13 protein-coding genes are annotated in these 13,801 nt (G+C 57.5%); 4 read left to right on the forward strand and 9 right to left on the reverse strand.

Annotation, left to right across the window (positions count from 1 at the left end):
- Positions 1 to 5 precede the first annotated feature (5 nt).
- The gene (locus KDX30_RS02120) at positions 6 to 638 is read right to left on the reverse strand and encodes an SCO family protein (RefSeq protein ID WP_231674841.1); all 633 of its coding nucleotides are present in this window, start codon (positions 636 to 638) and stop codon (positions 6 to 8) included.
- Between the two features lie 110 nt (positions 639 to 748).
- A complete protein-coding gene (locus KDX30_RS02125) occupies positions 749 to 1,294 on the reverse strand; it encodes a cytochrome c oxidase assembly protein (protein ID WP_231674842.1) in 546 nt (181 codons plus the stop codon).
- A 358-nt stretch (positions 1,295 to 1,652) separates the two neighbouring features.
- Between KDX30_RS02125 and KDX30_RS02130 the strand changes: the two genes are divergently transcribed.
- The gene (locus KDX30_RS02130; RefSeq protein WP_027897974.1) at positions 1,653 to 2,297 is read left to right on the forward strand and encodes a hypothetical protein; all 645 of its coding nucleotides are present in this window, start codon (positions 1,653 to 1,655) and stop codon (positions 2,295 to 2,297) included.
- A 128-nt stretch (positions 2,298 to 2,425) separates the two neighbouring features.
- Here KDX30_RS02130 and KDX30_RS02135 read toward each other — a convergent pair whose 3' ends face one another.
- The 4 genes from KDX30_RS02135 to KDX30_RS02150 all read right to left on the reverse strand — a co-directional run bounded on the left by KDX30_RS02135 (position 2,426) and on the right by KDX30_RS02150 (position 6,888).
- A complete protein-coding gene (locus KDX30_RS02135; protein ID WP_231674843.1) occupies positions 2,426 to 3,964 on the reverse strand; it encodes a SulP family inorganic anion transporter in 1,539 nt (512 codons plus the stop codon).
- A 92-nt stretch (positions 3,965 to 4,056) separates the two neighbouring features.
- On the reverse strand, positions 4,057 to 4,788 hold the full coding sequence (locus KDX30_RS02140; RefSeq protein WP_027898489.1) for a carbonic anhydrase: 732 nt from the start codon (positions 4,786 to 4,788) through the stop codon (positions 4,057 to 4,059).
- A gap of 215 nt (positions 4,789 to 5,003) precedes the next feature.
- Positions 5,004 to 6,203: an amino acid aminotransferase gene (locus tag KDX30_RS02145; protein WP_231674844.1), complete on the reverse strand. Its 1,200-nt coding sequence runs from the start codon at positions 6,201 to 6,203 to the stop codon at positions 5,004 to 5,006.
- Positions 6,204 to 6,423: 220 nt separating this feature from the next.
- On the reverse strand, positions 6,424 to 6,888 hold the full coding sequence (locus tag KDX30_RS02150) for an Lrp/AsnC family transcriptional regulator (RefSeq protein ID WP_027898491.1): 465 nt from the start codon (positions 6,886 to 6,888) through the stop codon (positions 6,424 to 6,426).
- A 215-nt stretch (positions 6,889 to 7,103) separates the two neighbouring features.
- On the opposite strand from KDX30_RS02150, the gene KDX30_RS02155 reads away from it, so the two are divergent.
- Entirely contained in the window at positions 7,104 to 8,477 is a 1,374-nt protein-coding gene (locus KDX30_RS02155; RefSeq protein ID WP_231665510.1) for an amino acid permease, read from the forward strand.
- A 165-nt stretch (positions 8,478 to 8,642) separates the two neighbouring features.
- Here the strand turns inward: KDX30_RS02155 and KDX30_RS02160 are convergent, their stop codons facing one another.
- The 3 genes from KDX30_RS02160 to prlC form a co-directional block, all read right to left on the reverse strand.
- The gene (locus KDX30_RS02160; RefSeq protein ID WP_122396918.1) at positions 8,643 to 9,701 is read right to left on the reverse strand and encodes a PA0069 family radical SAM protein; all 1,059 of its coding nucleotides are present in this window, start codon (positions 9,699 to 9,701) and stop codon (positions 8,643 to 8,645) included.
- 177 nt (positions 9,702 to 9,878) lie between these two features.
- Positions 9,879 to 10,166, reverse strand: coding sequence for a YheV family putative zinc ribbon protein (locus KDX30_RS02165; RefSeq protein WP_099270231.1), 288 nt, complete (start codon positions 10,164 to 10,166; stop codon positions 9,879 to 9,881).
- Complete coding sequence (prlC, locus tag KDX30_RS02170; protein ID WP_231674845.1) at positions 10,163 to 12,214, reverse strand: oligopeptidase A; 2,052 nt, start codon at positions 12,212 to 12,214, stop codon at positions 10,163 to 10,165. The genes KDX30_RS02165 and prlC overlap by 4 nt, the downstream gene beginning before the upstream one ends.
- A gap of 90 nt (positions 12,215 to 12,304) precedes the next feature.
- Here prlC and KDX30_RS02175 point away from each other — a divergent pair, with 90 nt between their 5' ends.
- Complete coding sequence (locus KDX30_RS02175) at positions 12,305 to 12,853, forward strand: gamma carbonic anhydrase family protein (RefSeq protein ID WP_027898496.1); 549 nt, start codon at positions 12,305 to 12,307, stop codon at positions 12,851 to 12,853.
- A 146-nt stretch (positions 12,854 to 12,999) separates the two neighbouring features.
- Positions 13,000 to 13,650, forward strand: a complete 651-nt coding sequence (locus KDX30_RS02180) for an HAD family hydrolase (RefSeq protein ID WP_231674846.1) — start codon at positions 13,000 to 13,002, stop codon at positions 13,648 to 13,650.
- The last annotated feature ends 151 nt before the right edge of the window (positions 13,651 to 13,801 follow it).

Below are 13,801 nucleotides of genomic sequence, written 5' to 3' on the forward strand. Positions count from 1 at the left end.
GGTACTCACTCCCGCTCCAACAACCCCGGCAACTGCGCCAGCAGCTTCTGGTTGTTGAACGGCGCACGAATGAACCCACGCTGATTGCCGTCTGGCCCGAGCAACGCAAGGTTGCCGCTATGGTCCACGGTGTAGCCCGGTTTACTGGTATCGGCCGGAATAAACGGAATGCTCACGCTGTTGGCAAGCTTCTGGATATCCGGCACGCTCCCAGTCAACCCCACGAAGTCCTTATCGAAATATCCCAGATACTGTTTGAGCTGCTGCGGTGTGTCGCGATTGGGATCGACGCTGACCAGCACCACTCGCAATTTGCTCAACGTCTCCTGAGGTAGCTCGCTCTTGATCTGACGCAACTGGGCGAGCGTGGTTGGGCAGATGTCCGGGCAATAGGTGTAGCCGAAAAAAAACAGCGTCCACTTGTCCTTGAGCCCGTTGACCTGCACTGGCTGGCCGTCCTGATTGGTCATGGTCAGGTCTGGCAGCTTGCGGCTTTGGGGCAGCAGAATAATCCCGGCATCGATCAAAGCGGTCTGGTCACTAGCGCTGTTGCCAGACAACGCACGATTGACGGCATAGCCCAAAATCAAAGCGACGAGGGCGACCAGGATGAAAACGGTTTTCTGGGTTCGAGTCATGAGATCAGCAGTAATGGGTCTTGTGGTGGCGGAGCGCAGATTGCAATGGCGTGCCACGTTACAGCACGGACGCCCGAATCAGGAAGAGACCACGATACCTCCAGCAACAGCTAGCCGCCGCTTTTCGAGGCAGGCGTTTTGCTGGAGGTCACGTTGAACAAGGTGTACCCCAGGGTTAGCTGTTCGATATCCTTCGGCAAGTCGTAGTCGACGATGAAACGCACCAGCATTTCCACACGCTCACCCGGCTGCAGCACTTGCTGGGTGAAGCAAAAACATTCTGTCTTTTGAAAGTACGCCGCTGCGGAGCCTGGCGAGATGCTCGGCACTGCCTGAGCTGTCATGGGCTGGTCTGTGGGGTTCTGGGCGATGAACAACATGTCATTAACGGCGCCGGGATGTACTTCCAGTTGATCGGCTTTAGGGTAAAAGCCCCACACCATGTTCACGGCATTGGACGACAGGAACTTCACCCGTACCTGACGGCTTTCATCGACCCGTTGCGAGCGCTGATCATCGCCAGCCTTGCCATGAATGCCCAATATCCGAGACGCACCATTGAACAGCGGAACTGCAGAAACGCCGAGAGCAAACATGACGATAATCACCAGCAGCAGGCGGACGATCTGGGACTTGGAAAAACGGGGGGCATTCATACCAATACAGTCAGCCTGGTGAAGGTGTAATACGCGCCATGAGTTGATGGACCGAGACGTCGCGACGCAGCCATGACTCCAGATGTCGAACAGCGCCCGATGACCATCAGCACTGCCAAAAACCGAGTATAGACAGGCACCGTAGGCGTGCAACGCGCTGGAAAAATCCGGAAAATGTCGGCCGCGAGTTGCCGCGTCAAAAATTTAAGAGGCAATAGTGGCGCAAATGGCGCTTTTAATAGCCAATACACATATATGTGAACCTGTTATGACAAAAACGTCTTAGCCTTTCGTTCAGGCAGGCTAACGTATGGTCTCCCCCTATCCGTACCCTGGTTTTCCATCCTCAGGAGCATTCATGAACACCGCCGCTTTGCGCGAGCAGATACAACGTGCGCATCAACACGAGGCCGAGACCGGCCAGTTATTGCGTCAACTTGAAACTCAGTTACCGCACCTGCACCCTGCCATTCATCTGCCGGAAGTCGATGCGCGCGGCGTGCTGACGCGTTTTGTCACCGCCTATATCGATCTGGTGCCGGACTTGCTGGACGCGGCTCATGAGGTTGCCGTTGAAGCGGGCATCGAAGGGCAGATCAAACCGGTGCTGAAAATCGCCGAGCACTTCTTCACAGCACCACCCGCCATCATGGACGGCCACGAGGGCCTCGACAGCCTGCTGGATGAAGCCTATTTGGCGCATCGTCTGGTTGAGGAAGTGAATGATCTATACATCAAGCATTTCGCCCGCCCGCTGATCCCGTCCAATACCGTGGTCGCCAGCGTTATCGCCCACCAATTGATTGGTGAGTCGTTCGCCAACCAGTTGGACGAAGCGGTGCATCACGCTGTCGATCAGTTGCTTGATGAGGAAAGCTTTGAGCTGGAATCCGTGGAAGCCTACCGCGACCGCCTGAGCAGCCCGGACACCGAAGCCGCATGGAAACGCTGGCCGTGCCTGTCGCGCCAGCTGGGGCTTGGGCTGGCCCTGGATAGAGGTTAAGAGTTACCCGCAATACCGGGTGCCCCCCTGTGGGAGCGAGGCTTGCCCGCGATAAGAGCACCGCAGATTCTCGGTGAATCGCGTCTGGCCTTATCGCAGACAAGCCTCGCTCCAACAATCAACCCACATTAGCTTTGCGAAGCAGCTGACCCGATCCCGGTAGTTGTCGTCAACCGACCTTCCAGCCTGCGCTTCAATCTCCGTGGCTCGATGATCAAACGCGAGCCCTGAGCAGCGTTGGCGCGGCCCCATTCTTCCAGCAGTTCAAGGCAGGAATGGTCGATGTAGCTCAGGTTGCTCATCGGCACATAAACCTTGCTGCCCGCCGGAATAGTCTCCATCACCTTGGTCAGCGCCGGGACTTTCAGGAAGGTAGCGGAGCCGACCATGCGCAACTCGAACTCGCCTTCAACGTCGGTGGGCACCAGGTTGATTTTCAAACGCGCAGCTTGCAGCGCCAGTTTGACCAGGGTCAGACCGAAACCGACCAGCACACCTGTCAGCAGATCGGTGAAGATGATCGCCGCAGCGGTAGCCGCGTAGGTGAACATCGGCATCCGGCCATAACGGCCCAAGCCACGAAACGCCTTGAGGTCCACCAGTTTGCAACCGGTGTACACCAACACACCCGCCAGACTCGCCACCGGAATGCTTTGCAGCACGCTGGACAGCAGCAACACGAACGCCAGCAACCACAGGCCGTGGAACATCGCCGACATACGTGTCTTGGCACCTGCCTGAACGTTGGCGGAGCTGCGCACGATCACGCCCGTCATCGGCAATGCGCCTACCAGACCGCACAGCACGTTGCCGACGCCCTGAGCACTCAGCTCTTTATCGAAGTCCGAGCGCTGCCCGTCATGCATCCGGTCTACTGCGGCTGCCGAGAGCAAGGTTTCGGCACTGGCGATAAAAGCGACCGCAAAGGCAGCAATCAGAATCGCTGGATCAGCAAGGTTCATCAGGTCGGCAGGACGCAACCAGTCGATGGCTTCAGCCAGGTTATCCGGCACTTCCACACGCTTTACCTGCATCACTAAAGCGATACTGGCAAAGGTTGCCAGGCCGACACCCAGCAGGGCGCCCGGAACGAAGCGCAGCGACTGAGGACGAAACTTGTCCCACACCCACATCACCAGAATCGTACCCAGACCGAGAGCTCCGGCCTGCATGCCGCTGCCCGGGCCGATCGCCTGAATCAGGGTAGAAGGGAAGGCAACGAGGTTATCCAGGCCGGACGGTTTGGGCCCGCCATCAAACATGACGTGCGCCTGAGAGAGCACGATCAGCACACCGATACCGGCGAGCATGCCGTAGACCACCGCCGGGGCTGTGACGCGGAACCAGCAACCGAGCTTGAAGCGCCCGGCAAGGATTTGCAGCACACCCGCCAGCAGCAGGATCGGACCGAGCATGGCCATGCCGTGCTCGCGGACCACCTCGAAGACCAAGACCGCAAGGCCTGCAGCCGGGCCGCTGACTTGCAGCGGTGAGCCTGCCAACCAACCCACCACCAGGCCGCCGATGATGCCGGTGATCAGTCCTTTGGCCGGTGGCATACCGGAAGCGATAGCGATCCCCATACACAGGGGCAATGCAACCAGAAAAACGACTACGGAAGCGAGAAGCTCTCTGGGCAAAACGGATTTCAATTGAGCGAGGCCCATGATGACTCTCCGGGATTCTTCAGACGTGACGACGCCTCACGGCGCGCTGGTAGCGCACCGTCAGGTGTCTGAACGAGGTGAAAGTCGCGTTTTTAGTAGCGAGACTTCGGCGTGGCAACCGGTGTCGGATGGTCGCCATCCAACTCCAGGAAACGACCTTTTTCGGCATCGTAGGCTTTGATGCCACAGGTTTCGATGTCGTACACCCAGCCATGGATGAACAACTCGCCGCTGGCCAGCTTCGACGCTACTGATGGGTGAGTACGCAAGTGTTGAAGTTGCGCGATGACGTTCTCTTCGGTGAGGACGTGCATCGTTTCTTTTTCGCCGGTGCAGCTGCAGTTGTCTTCAACCACAGTACGGGCGACCTCGGCGTGTCGCAGCCAGGCTTTGACCGTCGGCATTTTTTCCAGCGTGTGCGGGTTAAGTACAGCGCGCATGGCGCCGCAGTCGGAGTGGCCGCAGACGATGATGTGGTGCACACCCAACGCCATGACGGCGTATTCGATAGCGGTGGAAACACCGCCGTTCATAGGACCGTATGGCGGGACTACGTTACCGACGTTACGCGTCACGAACAGGTCGCCAGGCGAGCTGTTGGTGATGAGCTCCGGCACAATCCGGGAGTCGGCACAGGTAATGAACATGGCACGCGGCTGCTGGGCCGTTGCGAGTTTCTTGAACAGTTCTTCCTGCTCAGGAAAAACTTCAGAGCGAAAACGTTTGAAGCCTTCAACAATGTGAGCCAGCGCTACGTCGGAAGTTTCGGCCTCAGGCTTAACGTCTACCGACGTAGCTGAAACCTGCTTATCCATGTCACTCATGTCTAATCCTCTTTGACGGATTGATGTGGGTTTATTGCTGCAACCCTAACAACAGGCATCGCGTCCAAATCCATTTGCCCGCGCCCAACGGGGTCATGCAGATTTACAGGCTAACCGTCAAAACTTAACTGAAACTGAATGTAGCGCTCTGGATCAAGGGTTACAGCCCAACGGCACTAGTGGCATTTGAATGGCCTGCAACCCTGATTTTTCCGTTATCCCTCGCAAACGCTACTGAAAGCTTCGACAACCTTCGGCAGATTCTGCTCGTTCAGCCCGGCCATGCAAACCCGGCCACTGCTGATCAGATAAACGGCGTGCTCGTTTCTCAGTCGGTCAACCTGTGCACTGCTGAAACCTGTGTAACTGAACATGCCACTTTGCGTGAGGATATAGCTGAAGTCACGTTGTGGCATTTTTTCCTTGAGAGCGGCCACCAGTTTTACGCGCATGTCGATGATACGCAGACGCATGGCTTCCACTTCTGCGAGCCACTGGTTACGCAAAATTGGATCGTTAAGCACGGCGGACACTACCAGCGCGCCGTGTTTTGGCGGACTGGAGTAGTTACGGCGGACGGTGGCCTTGAGCTGGCCCAGGACTTTGTCAGCCATGGCTGCATCCGGGCACACGATAGACAAACCACCGACCCGCTCGCCGTACAGTGAGAAGATTTTCGAGAACGAGTTGCTGACCAGTACCGTCAGACCCGCATCAGCCATGGCTCGAATGGCGTAGGCATCTTCACTCATGCCAGCACCGAACCCCTGATAAGCAGTGTCCAGGAAAGGAATCAGCTTGCGCGCGCCGATCAGTTCAATGAGCTGATCCCACTGGGCAATCGTCAGGTCCGCGCCTGTCGGGTTGTGGCAGCACGGGTGCAGCAGCACGATGCTGTGCGCTGGCAACTTTTGCAGCGAGGCGAACATGGCGTCGAAATTCACGCCACCGGTCCCGGCATCGAAATACGGATACGTGTTGACCTTGAAGCCTGCGCCGCCGAACAACGCGTGATGGTTCTCCCACGTCGGATCGCTGACCCAGACTTGAGAGTCCGGATAAGCCGACTTCAGGAAGTCCGCGCCGACCTTCAATGCGCCCGAGCCGCCTACGGTCTGGATAGTTGCAATGCGTCCGGCCAGCAGAGCAGGGTGCTGCTCGCCGAACAACAAGGCCTGCACGCCCTGACGGTAAGGAGCAAGGCCTTCCATTGGCAGATACACGCAAGGAGGCTGCTTGCCCTCAAGTAGTGTGCTCTCGGCTTCTACTGCAGAAGCCAGACGCGGGATTTGCCCAAGGTCGTCGTAGTACAGACCGATACTGAGGTTGACCTTTTCGGTGTTGGGATCTTTTTGATAAGTATCCATCAACGACAGGATCGGATCACCGGCATAGGACTCAACGTGGGCAAACATGGCAGACAACTCCTGATGAAAAAGGTGGGCGCGACATAACGGGGTAAGCAAGCCTATGGGAAAACTCCATAGCTCACACAACAAGCGCGCATCCTACACAAAGCATGATGAACACGCATATAAAGCTTTCAGAATGCACAGATCGCGCAATCATTAAACAAAAAACGCACCAAGCGTGTACATAAAGCCAAAGAAACGAGTCAATACTGTGCGAAGCGCCTTAAGCGGTGGCTATATTGTTTTCCTTCAAACGCTCGAGCACTACTGAAGTCTTGAGATGCGAAACGCAGTTTGTCGCAGAAATCCTGCCCATCAGTTGATTGAGGCTGGCGAGATCGGCCACTGCGGTTTTCAGGTTGTAATCGGCATCGCCGGTGGTTTTGTACGCATCGATGATTGCAGCCTCGGTGCCGATGAACGCCTGAAAGCCTTCTGAATGCTCCGGTCGATGGCTGATCAACTTGACCTCGACCATCGCCACCACCTCCAGATTCATGGCCTGTGGGGCCAGCCGCGCATGGTAGCCAAGGATCAACTGCGCCTGCTCCAGAGCGATCCGACGCCGCGAACACTGGGACGCGGACAACCCGATCAGGTCACTGAGCTCCTGATTGGTCAGGCGCCCGTTGGCCTGTAACAGGGTCAGGATCTTCAAATCAAAATCGTCGATCTCGTTGACTTTCATGGTCGAGTAATCCGTCGGAATTCAAAGGCTTCGGACGCAAAGCCTAACAGTTTATGCTTGACGCTTGGCCAATGGCGGGTAGCCTGCGTCATCCTTTTGCAGCACCTGAAAAATCCAAAAGCTGTTGTGTGGCACCTGTTTTGCAAAATGCCACGTACAGCTCGCAATTGGCGGCTTGTATCCACTCGGTATCTTCACCTGGGTCAGAACCTTTTATGAACGAACAAAAATCTGCCGCTCACCTGCATCGCGGGCTCAAGAATCGGCATATCCAGCTGATCGCCCTGGGCGGCGCAATCGGCACCGGACTGTTCCTGGGCATTGCGCACACCATCAATATGGCCGGTCCGTCGGTCATCCTCGGTTACGCCATTGCGGGCATGATCGCGTTTTTCATCATGCGCCAGCTGGGTGAAATGGTGGTGGAAGAGCCTGTCGCGGGTACTTTCAGTCACTTCGCCAACCGTTACTGGGGTCGCTTCGCAGGTTTCATGTCGGGCTGGAATTACTGGGTACTTTACGTACTGGTGGGCATGGCCGAACTGACTGCGGTGGGCCAGTACGTGCAGTATTGGTGGCCTGAGACGCCAACCTGGGTGTCGGCGGCAATCTTCTTCGTGGCCATTAATCTGATCAACCTGACCAGCGTAAAGATCTTCGGCGAGATGGAGTTCTGGTTCTCCATGATCAAGATCGTCGCGATCATCAGCATGATCGTGTTCGGTGCCTGGCTGCTGGCCAGCGGCACCGGCGGGCCTGACGCAAGCGTCGCCAACCTCTGGCAGTACGGTGGCTTCTTCCCGAATGGCATCAGCGGGCTGGTGATGGCCATGGCCTTCATCATGTTCTCGTTCGGTGGTCTGGAGCTGGTCGGCATCACTGCTGCCGAGGCAGAAAACCCTAAGACCAGCATTCCAAAAGCAACCAATCAGGTGATCTACCGCATCCTGATTTTCTACGTCGGCGCGCTGGCCATCCTGCTCTCTCTGTACCCTTGGCAGAAAGTCGTGACTGGCGGCAGCCCGTTCGTGCTGATTTTCCACGCGCTGGACAGCAATCTGGTCGCCACCCTCCTGAATGTCGTGGTGCTGACCGCAGCGCTGTCGGTCTACAACAGCTGCGTTTACAGCAACAGCCGCATGCTCTTCGGTCTGGCCATGCAAGGCAATGCGCCCAAGGCCTTGCTCAAGGTGAACCGTCGCGGCGTGCCATTGCTGGCGCTGGGCGTATCGGCCACCGCCACCGGCCTGTGCGTGCTGATTAACTACCTGATGCCAGGCAAAGCCTTCGAACTGCTCATGGCGCTGGTGGTGTCCGCACTGGTGCTGAACTGGGTCATCATCAGCATTACCCACCTGAAATTCCGCAAGGCCAAGCGCGAAGCGGGTGAAACCACTGAGTACCAAAGCTGGGGCTACCCGCTGACCAACTACGTGTGCCTGGTATTCCTGCTGGGCATTCTGGTGATCATGTACTTCACGCCCGGTATTTCGCTGTCGGTGTTCCTGCTTCCAGCGTGGTTGATTGTTCTGGGGGTGGCTTACCGGATCAAGATGCGTAAGGCGAAGGCATTGGCGGCGAGGGTCTGAGCTGAAATCGCATAAGTCTTGAGTTGCAATGCAGCCATTGTGGGAGCTGAGCTTGCTCGCGATAAACGATAACGCGGTGCGTCTTCTGGCCGTGTCTCATGTATCGCGAGCAAGCTCAGCTCCCACAGGGGATGGCATTCCAATCCGCTATTGCGCCAACTCTCGCTACAACAACGACATCTGCCCACCCGGTGGGCAGAATGCCTCGCAATCCAGGTTGAAGCTTTCCCGCTGGTTAAGCCCCAGCCGCTTGATCGCCATGCGATAGCGCTGCGCCAACAGGTCAGCAAACGGGCCTTCGCCACGCATTCGCACGCCAAAACGGCTGTCGTAAACCTCACCGCCACGCACTTGTCTGACCAGACTCATCACATGCTCGGCCCGTTGCGGGTAGTGCGCCTGTAGCCATTCTTCAAATAGCGGCGCAACTTCCAGCGGCAGGCGCAGCATCACGTAGCTGGCACTCAAGGCCCCGGCAGCCTTGGCTTCGCTGAGCATGGCTTCCAGTTCCATGTCGTTGATCATCGGGATGATCGGCGCGCACAACACGCCAACCGGCACCCCCGCATCGCGTAGCACCCGAATCGCTCGCAGCCTCGCTTTGGGCGCAGCGGCGCGCGGCTCCAGAATGCGTTTGAGTTCGTCGTCCAGCGTAGTCAGGCTGATGAACACCGAGATCAGATTCTGTTTCGCAAGTTCGGCCAGCAGGTCCAGATCCCGGAGGATCAACGACCCTTTGGTAATGATCGTCACCGGATGGCGATAACGCAGCAGCACTTCGAGCACCGCCCGGGTGATTTTGTACTCACGCTCGATGGGCTGATACGGATCGGTGTTAGCCCCCAAAGTAATCGGCGCGCAGCGATAACCCGGTTTCGACAACTGCTGTTCGAGCACAGCAGCGGCGTTGGTTTTAGCGATCAGCTTCGTTTCGAAATCCAGGCCCGGCGACATATCCCAGTACGCATGACTGGGCCGTGCATAGCAGTAAATGCAGCCGTGTTCGCAGCCACGATACGGATTGATCGAGCGATCAAAGGGGATGTCAGGCGAGGTGTTGCGGGTAATGATGCTTTTGGCCGTTTCGCTGGTGACCTGTGTGCCTTGGGTCAACGGCACTTCCTGATACCAGCCGTCGTCCTCAGCCAACGAACGGCTGGGCGCGAAGCGATTATGCGGGTTGCTGGCCGTGCCCCGGCCGCGAGGCGGGAAAATCAGGGACATGGGGGCTTCTCCTATAACTGTATGTGCATACAGTACAAGATATACCCCTTAGATCCCTAGCTCGCCCGATAGAAGGCGCAACACCGGTAGGAGCGAACTTGTTCGCGAGACGATATTTCTGCATGCACAGGAACATCGCCTCGCGAACAAGTTCGCTCCTACCGGTAGTGAGTCACTTCAATCCAAATCAACCGGCTTTTTCAGCTTCGGATTCGGGAAGAACTGCACGCCCTGTACCTTCGGATCGATAGCCTTGACCGCGATCTTGTTGACGCGCGTGCCCAGCTCCTTGGGAACCGAATTGCCCTGCTCGTTGAGTGTGTCGCTGTAACCGCAGCCCACGCACTCACGATGAGGAACGTCATTTTCGCTCCACATCATGAGTTTGTCGGGCTCGCTGCACGCCGGGCAGACAGCCCCGGCGATGAAGCGCTTCTTGGTAATGATTACCGGTGTATCGGTCATGCTGCCGCATCCTCACTCAGGCCACTGTGGCGCAAGAGTGCGTCAATCGACGGCTCACGTCCGCGGAAGTCGACGAACAGCACCATCGGCGCCTGGGAACCGCCGCGAGCCAGGATCGCTTCACGGAAGGCGCGACCGGTCTCGGCATTGAGGACACCGTCTTCTTCGAACTTCGAGAACGCGTCAGCGGACAGCACTTCAGCCCACTTGTAGCTGTAGTAACCCGCGGCGTAACCGCCTGCGAAGATGTGCGCGAAGCTGTTCGGGAAGCGGTTGTAAGCAGGCGGACGCATCACCGACACTTCGTCGCGAACGCCATCCAGCACTTGCGCCACGCTGCGGCCGTCGCCGTGAGTGGCATGCAGCTCGAAGTCGAACAGCGAGAACTCCAACTGACGAACCATCATCAGCCCGGACTGGAAATTCTTGGCAGCGAGCATTTTTTCCAGCAGGTCCTGTGGCAACGCTTCGCCAGTCTGGTAATGACCAGAAATCAGCGCCAGACCTTCCGGCTCCCAGCACCAGTTCTCCATGAACTGGCTTGGCAGCTCGACGGCATCCCACGCCACGCCGTTGATGCCGGACACGCCCGCGTGCTCGACGCGGGTCAGCAGGTGATGCAGACCGTGGCCGAACTCGTGGAACAGGGTGGTGACTTCATCGTGGGTCAGCAATGCAGGCTGACCCGGCGAGGCCGGAGTGAAGTTGCAGACCAGATTCGCCACCGGGCTCTGCAATTGACCTTCGGCAGTACGGCGACGGTCGCGAGCGCCGTCCATCCACGCACCACCGCGCTTGTTGGCGCGGGCATACAGGTCGAAGAAGAAACGCCCGACGTGCTGACCGTTTTCCTTGATCTCGAACAGGCGTACGTCTGGATGCCAGGTATCGAAGCCTTTCTGCTCGGCGATTTCGATGCCGTACAGACGCTGAACAATGGCAAACAGGCCGCCCAGCACTTTGTCGATCGGGAAGTAGGCACGCAACGCTTCCTGAGAAACGCTGTAGCGCTGCTCACGCAGTTTCTCGCCATAAAAGCCGCTGTCCCAGCTTTGCAGGTCCGGGCAGCCTTGTTCGGCGGCGTAGGCCTTGAGCTGTGCCAGATCCTGAGCAGCAAAAGGCTTGCTGCGCTTGGCCAGATCACGCAGGAAGGTCAGCACCTGATCGCTGGATTCAGCCATCTTGGTGGCCAGACTCAGCTCGGAGAAGCTCGAAAAGCCCAACAGCTGAGCCAGTTCCTGACGCAAGTCGAGGATCTGCTCCATCACCGGGCCATTGTCGTTCTTGCCAGCATTCGGGCCCTGATCAGACGCACGGGTGCAGTACGCCGCGTAGACTTCTTCGCGCAGAGCGCGGTCTTCGGCATAAGTCATCACCGCGTAATAGCTCGGGAATTCCAGAGTGATCAGGAAGCCGTCCAGATCCTTGGCCTTGGCGGCGGCCGCCATTTGTTGCTTGGCCGACTCGGTCAACCCTTTCAGAGCTGCTTCATCAGTGACCAGTTTGGTCCAGGCCTGAGTGGCGTCGAGCAACTGGTTGGAAAACTGGCTGCCCAGCTCCGACAATTTGCTCTGCACCTCGGCGTAGCGTTTCTGCTGTTCTGGCGGCAAGTCGATGCCCGACAGACGGAAGTCACGCAGCGATTGCTCGAGAATGGTTTTCTGCGCCACATCAAAGCCGGCCGCTTCAGGGCTGTTGGCCAGGGCTTCAAACGCCTGGAACAGTTCGCGGTTCTGACCCATTTCAGTGGAGTAGGCACTCAACGCCGGCAGGCATGACTCGTAGGCTTCGCGCAGTTCGGCGCTGTTGCACACGGCATTCAAGTGGCTGACCGGGCTCCAGGCGGCGCCGAGGCGGTCATTGAGTTCGTCCATCGCCAATACAAGCCCGGCCCATGTAGGCTGCGAGCCTTGCTTGACGAGGATCTCGGCAATCGCTGCGCGGTTGTCGGCAAGAATCTGTTCAATGGCAGGTTTGACATGCTCGGCACGAATCGCCGAAAAAGGTGGCAGGTCGTAGGATTGCAGAAGAGGGTTGTTCGCGCTCACGGTTTTGCACCTTGGCTGGAAGAAACACCCACGCATCTTAATTACAATCGGCGCGGTCCGCAGCTATCAGCGCCAAAGAAGGAGCCTATCGTGGCGATTCGCACGTTCCAGAACCACACGCCAACGCTTGGCGACCGGGCTTTTGTCGATCATTCGGCCGTTGTCCTCGGCGATGTCGAAATTGGTGCTGACAGCTCGGTCTGGCCGCTGACCGTGATTCGCGGCGACATGCACCGCATCCGTATCGGCGCGCGCACCAGCGTGCAGGACGGCAGCGTGCTGCACATTACCCACGCCGGGCCGTTCAACCCGGACGGCTTTCCGCTGCTGATTGGCGATGAAGTCACCATCGGCCACAAAGTCATGCTGCACGGCTGTGTCATCGGCAATCGCATTCTGATCGGCATGGGCAGCACGATCATGGACGGCGCGGTGGTTGAAGACGAAGTGATCATTGGCGCAGGCAGTCTGGTGCCGCCGGGCAAAGTACTGGAAAGTGGTTTTCTTTACGTCGGCCGCCCGGTGAAACAGGTCCGTGCATTGACCGAGAAGGAGATCGCCTTCTTTCCGTACAGCGCGGCTAATTACGTGAAGCTCAAGGACCTGCATCTGGCGGAAGGTTTCGATAAGCCCTGTTGAATCCTGTAAACACGTCCCTGTAGGAGCTGCCGCAGGCTGCGAATAGCGGTGTGTCAGATGCATCGATTTCGCAGCCTTCGGCAGCTCCTACAGAAAACGGATTGCGTTTTTACCCAAGGCGATCCCGAAAACCCATGGGAGTTTGCATGCATTACCAAAACATCCTGTTCGACCTGGATGGCACCCTGACCGATCCGCGCCAAGGGATAACCAAGTCAATCCAGTTCGCCCTGAAGCAATTGGGGATCGATGAGCCGGACCTGGCACAACTGGAGCACTTCATCGGCCCTCCGCTGTTGCAGCAGTTCATGAATCAATACGGCTTTGACGAAGCCAAGGCCTGGGAAGCGGTGGGCTTCTATCGCCAACGCTTCAAGGTCACCGGGCTGTACGAAAACCTGGTGTTCGATGGCATCTTTGAACTGTTGGATGAGCTGGTCGATCAAGGTCGCAATTTGTATATCGCAACGTCCAAGCCGTGGGTATTCGCCCATGAGATCGCCCGGCATTTCGACTTTGCCCGGCATTTCAAAGTGATTTACGGCAGCGAACTGGACGGCACCCGCACCGATAAAGTTGAACTGATCGCGCATTTGATGGCGACAGAAAAGCTCGATCCGCAGCAGACGCTGATGATCGGCGACCGCAAACACGACCTGATCGGCGGCCTGCGCAATGGGCTGGATGTGGCTGCGGTGGGCTATGGTTTTGGTAGTCATGGGGAATTGCAGGCTGAGTCGCCGACGTATCACTTTGCAACGCTGGCGGAGCTGCATAAGGCGTTTCTAAAGAAGTGACCTGTGGGAGCGTGGCTTGCCCGCGATAAGGCTGCACTCGATTCCAGATAAAAACCGTAGCGCCCCTATCGCGGGCAAGCACCGCTCCCACATAGGGCCACATTCCAGCGCGCCAATGCAGCAAAACCCGCACAACCCCGGTCCAAGCTCC

The sequence above is a fragment of the Pseudomonas quasicaspiana genome, from assembly GCF_021147825.1.
GTDB lineage: Bacteria > Pseudomonadota > Gammaproteobacteria > Pseudomonadales > Pseudomonadaceae > Aquipseudomonas > Aquipseudomonas quasicaspiana.

Coding starts and splice junctions, on each gene's coding strand:
- KDX30_RS02165 (WP_099270231.1), bottom strand. CDS start 10,166: ATGACCGATACACCGGTAATCATTACCAAGAAGCGCTTCATCGCCGGG.
- KDX30_RS02145 (WP_231674844.1), bottom strand. CDS start 6,203: ATGTTTGCCCACGTTGAGTCCTATGCCGGTGATCCGATCCTGTCGTTG.
- KDX30_RS02135 (WP_231674843.1), bottom strand. CDS start 3,964: ATGGGCCTCGCTCAATTGAAATCCGTTTTGCCCAGAGAGCTTCTCGCT.
- KDX30_RS02140 (WP_027898489.1), bottom strand. CDS start 4,788: ATGAGTGACATGGATAAGCAGGTTTCAGCTACGTCGGTAGACGTTAAG.
- KDX30_RS02120 (WP_231674841.1), bottom strand. CDS start 638: ATGACTCGAACCCAGAAAACCGTTTTCATCCTGGTCGCCCTCGTCGCT.
- KDX30_RS02150 (WP_027898491.1), bottom strand. CDS start 6,888: ATGAAAGTCAACGAGATCGACGATTTTGATTTGAAGATCCTGACCCTG.
- KDX30_RS02155 (WP_231665510.1), top strand. CDS start 7,104: ATGAACGAACAAAAATCTGCCGCTCACCTGCATCGCGGGCTCAAGAAT.
- KDX30_RS02130 (WP_027897974.1), top strand. CDS start 1,653: ATGAACACCGCCGCTTTGCGCGAGCAGATACAACGTGCGCATCAACAC.
- KDX30_RS02160 (WP_122396918.1), bottom strand. CDS start 9,701: ATGTCCCTGATTTTCCCGCCTCGCGGCCGGGGCACGGCCAGCAACCCG.
- KDX30_RS02125 (WP_231674842.1), bottom strand. CDS start 1,294: ATGAATGCCCCCCGTTTTTCCAAGTCCCAGATCGTCCGCCTGCTGCTG.
- KDX30_RS02180 (WP_231674846.1), top strand. CDS start 13,000: ATGCATTACCAAAACATCCTGTTCGACCTGGATGGCACCCTGACCGAT.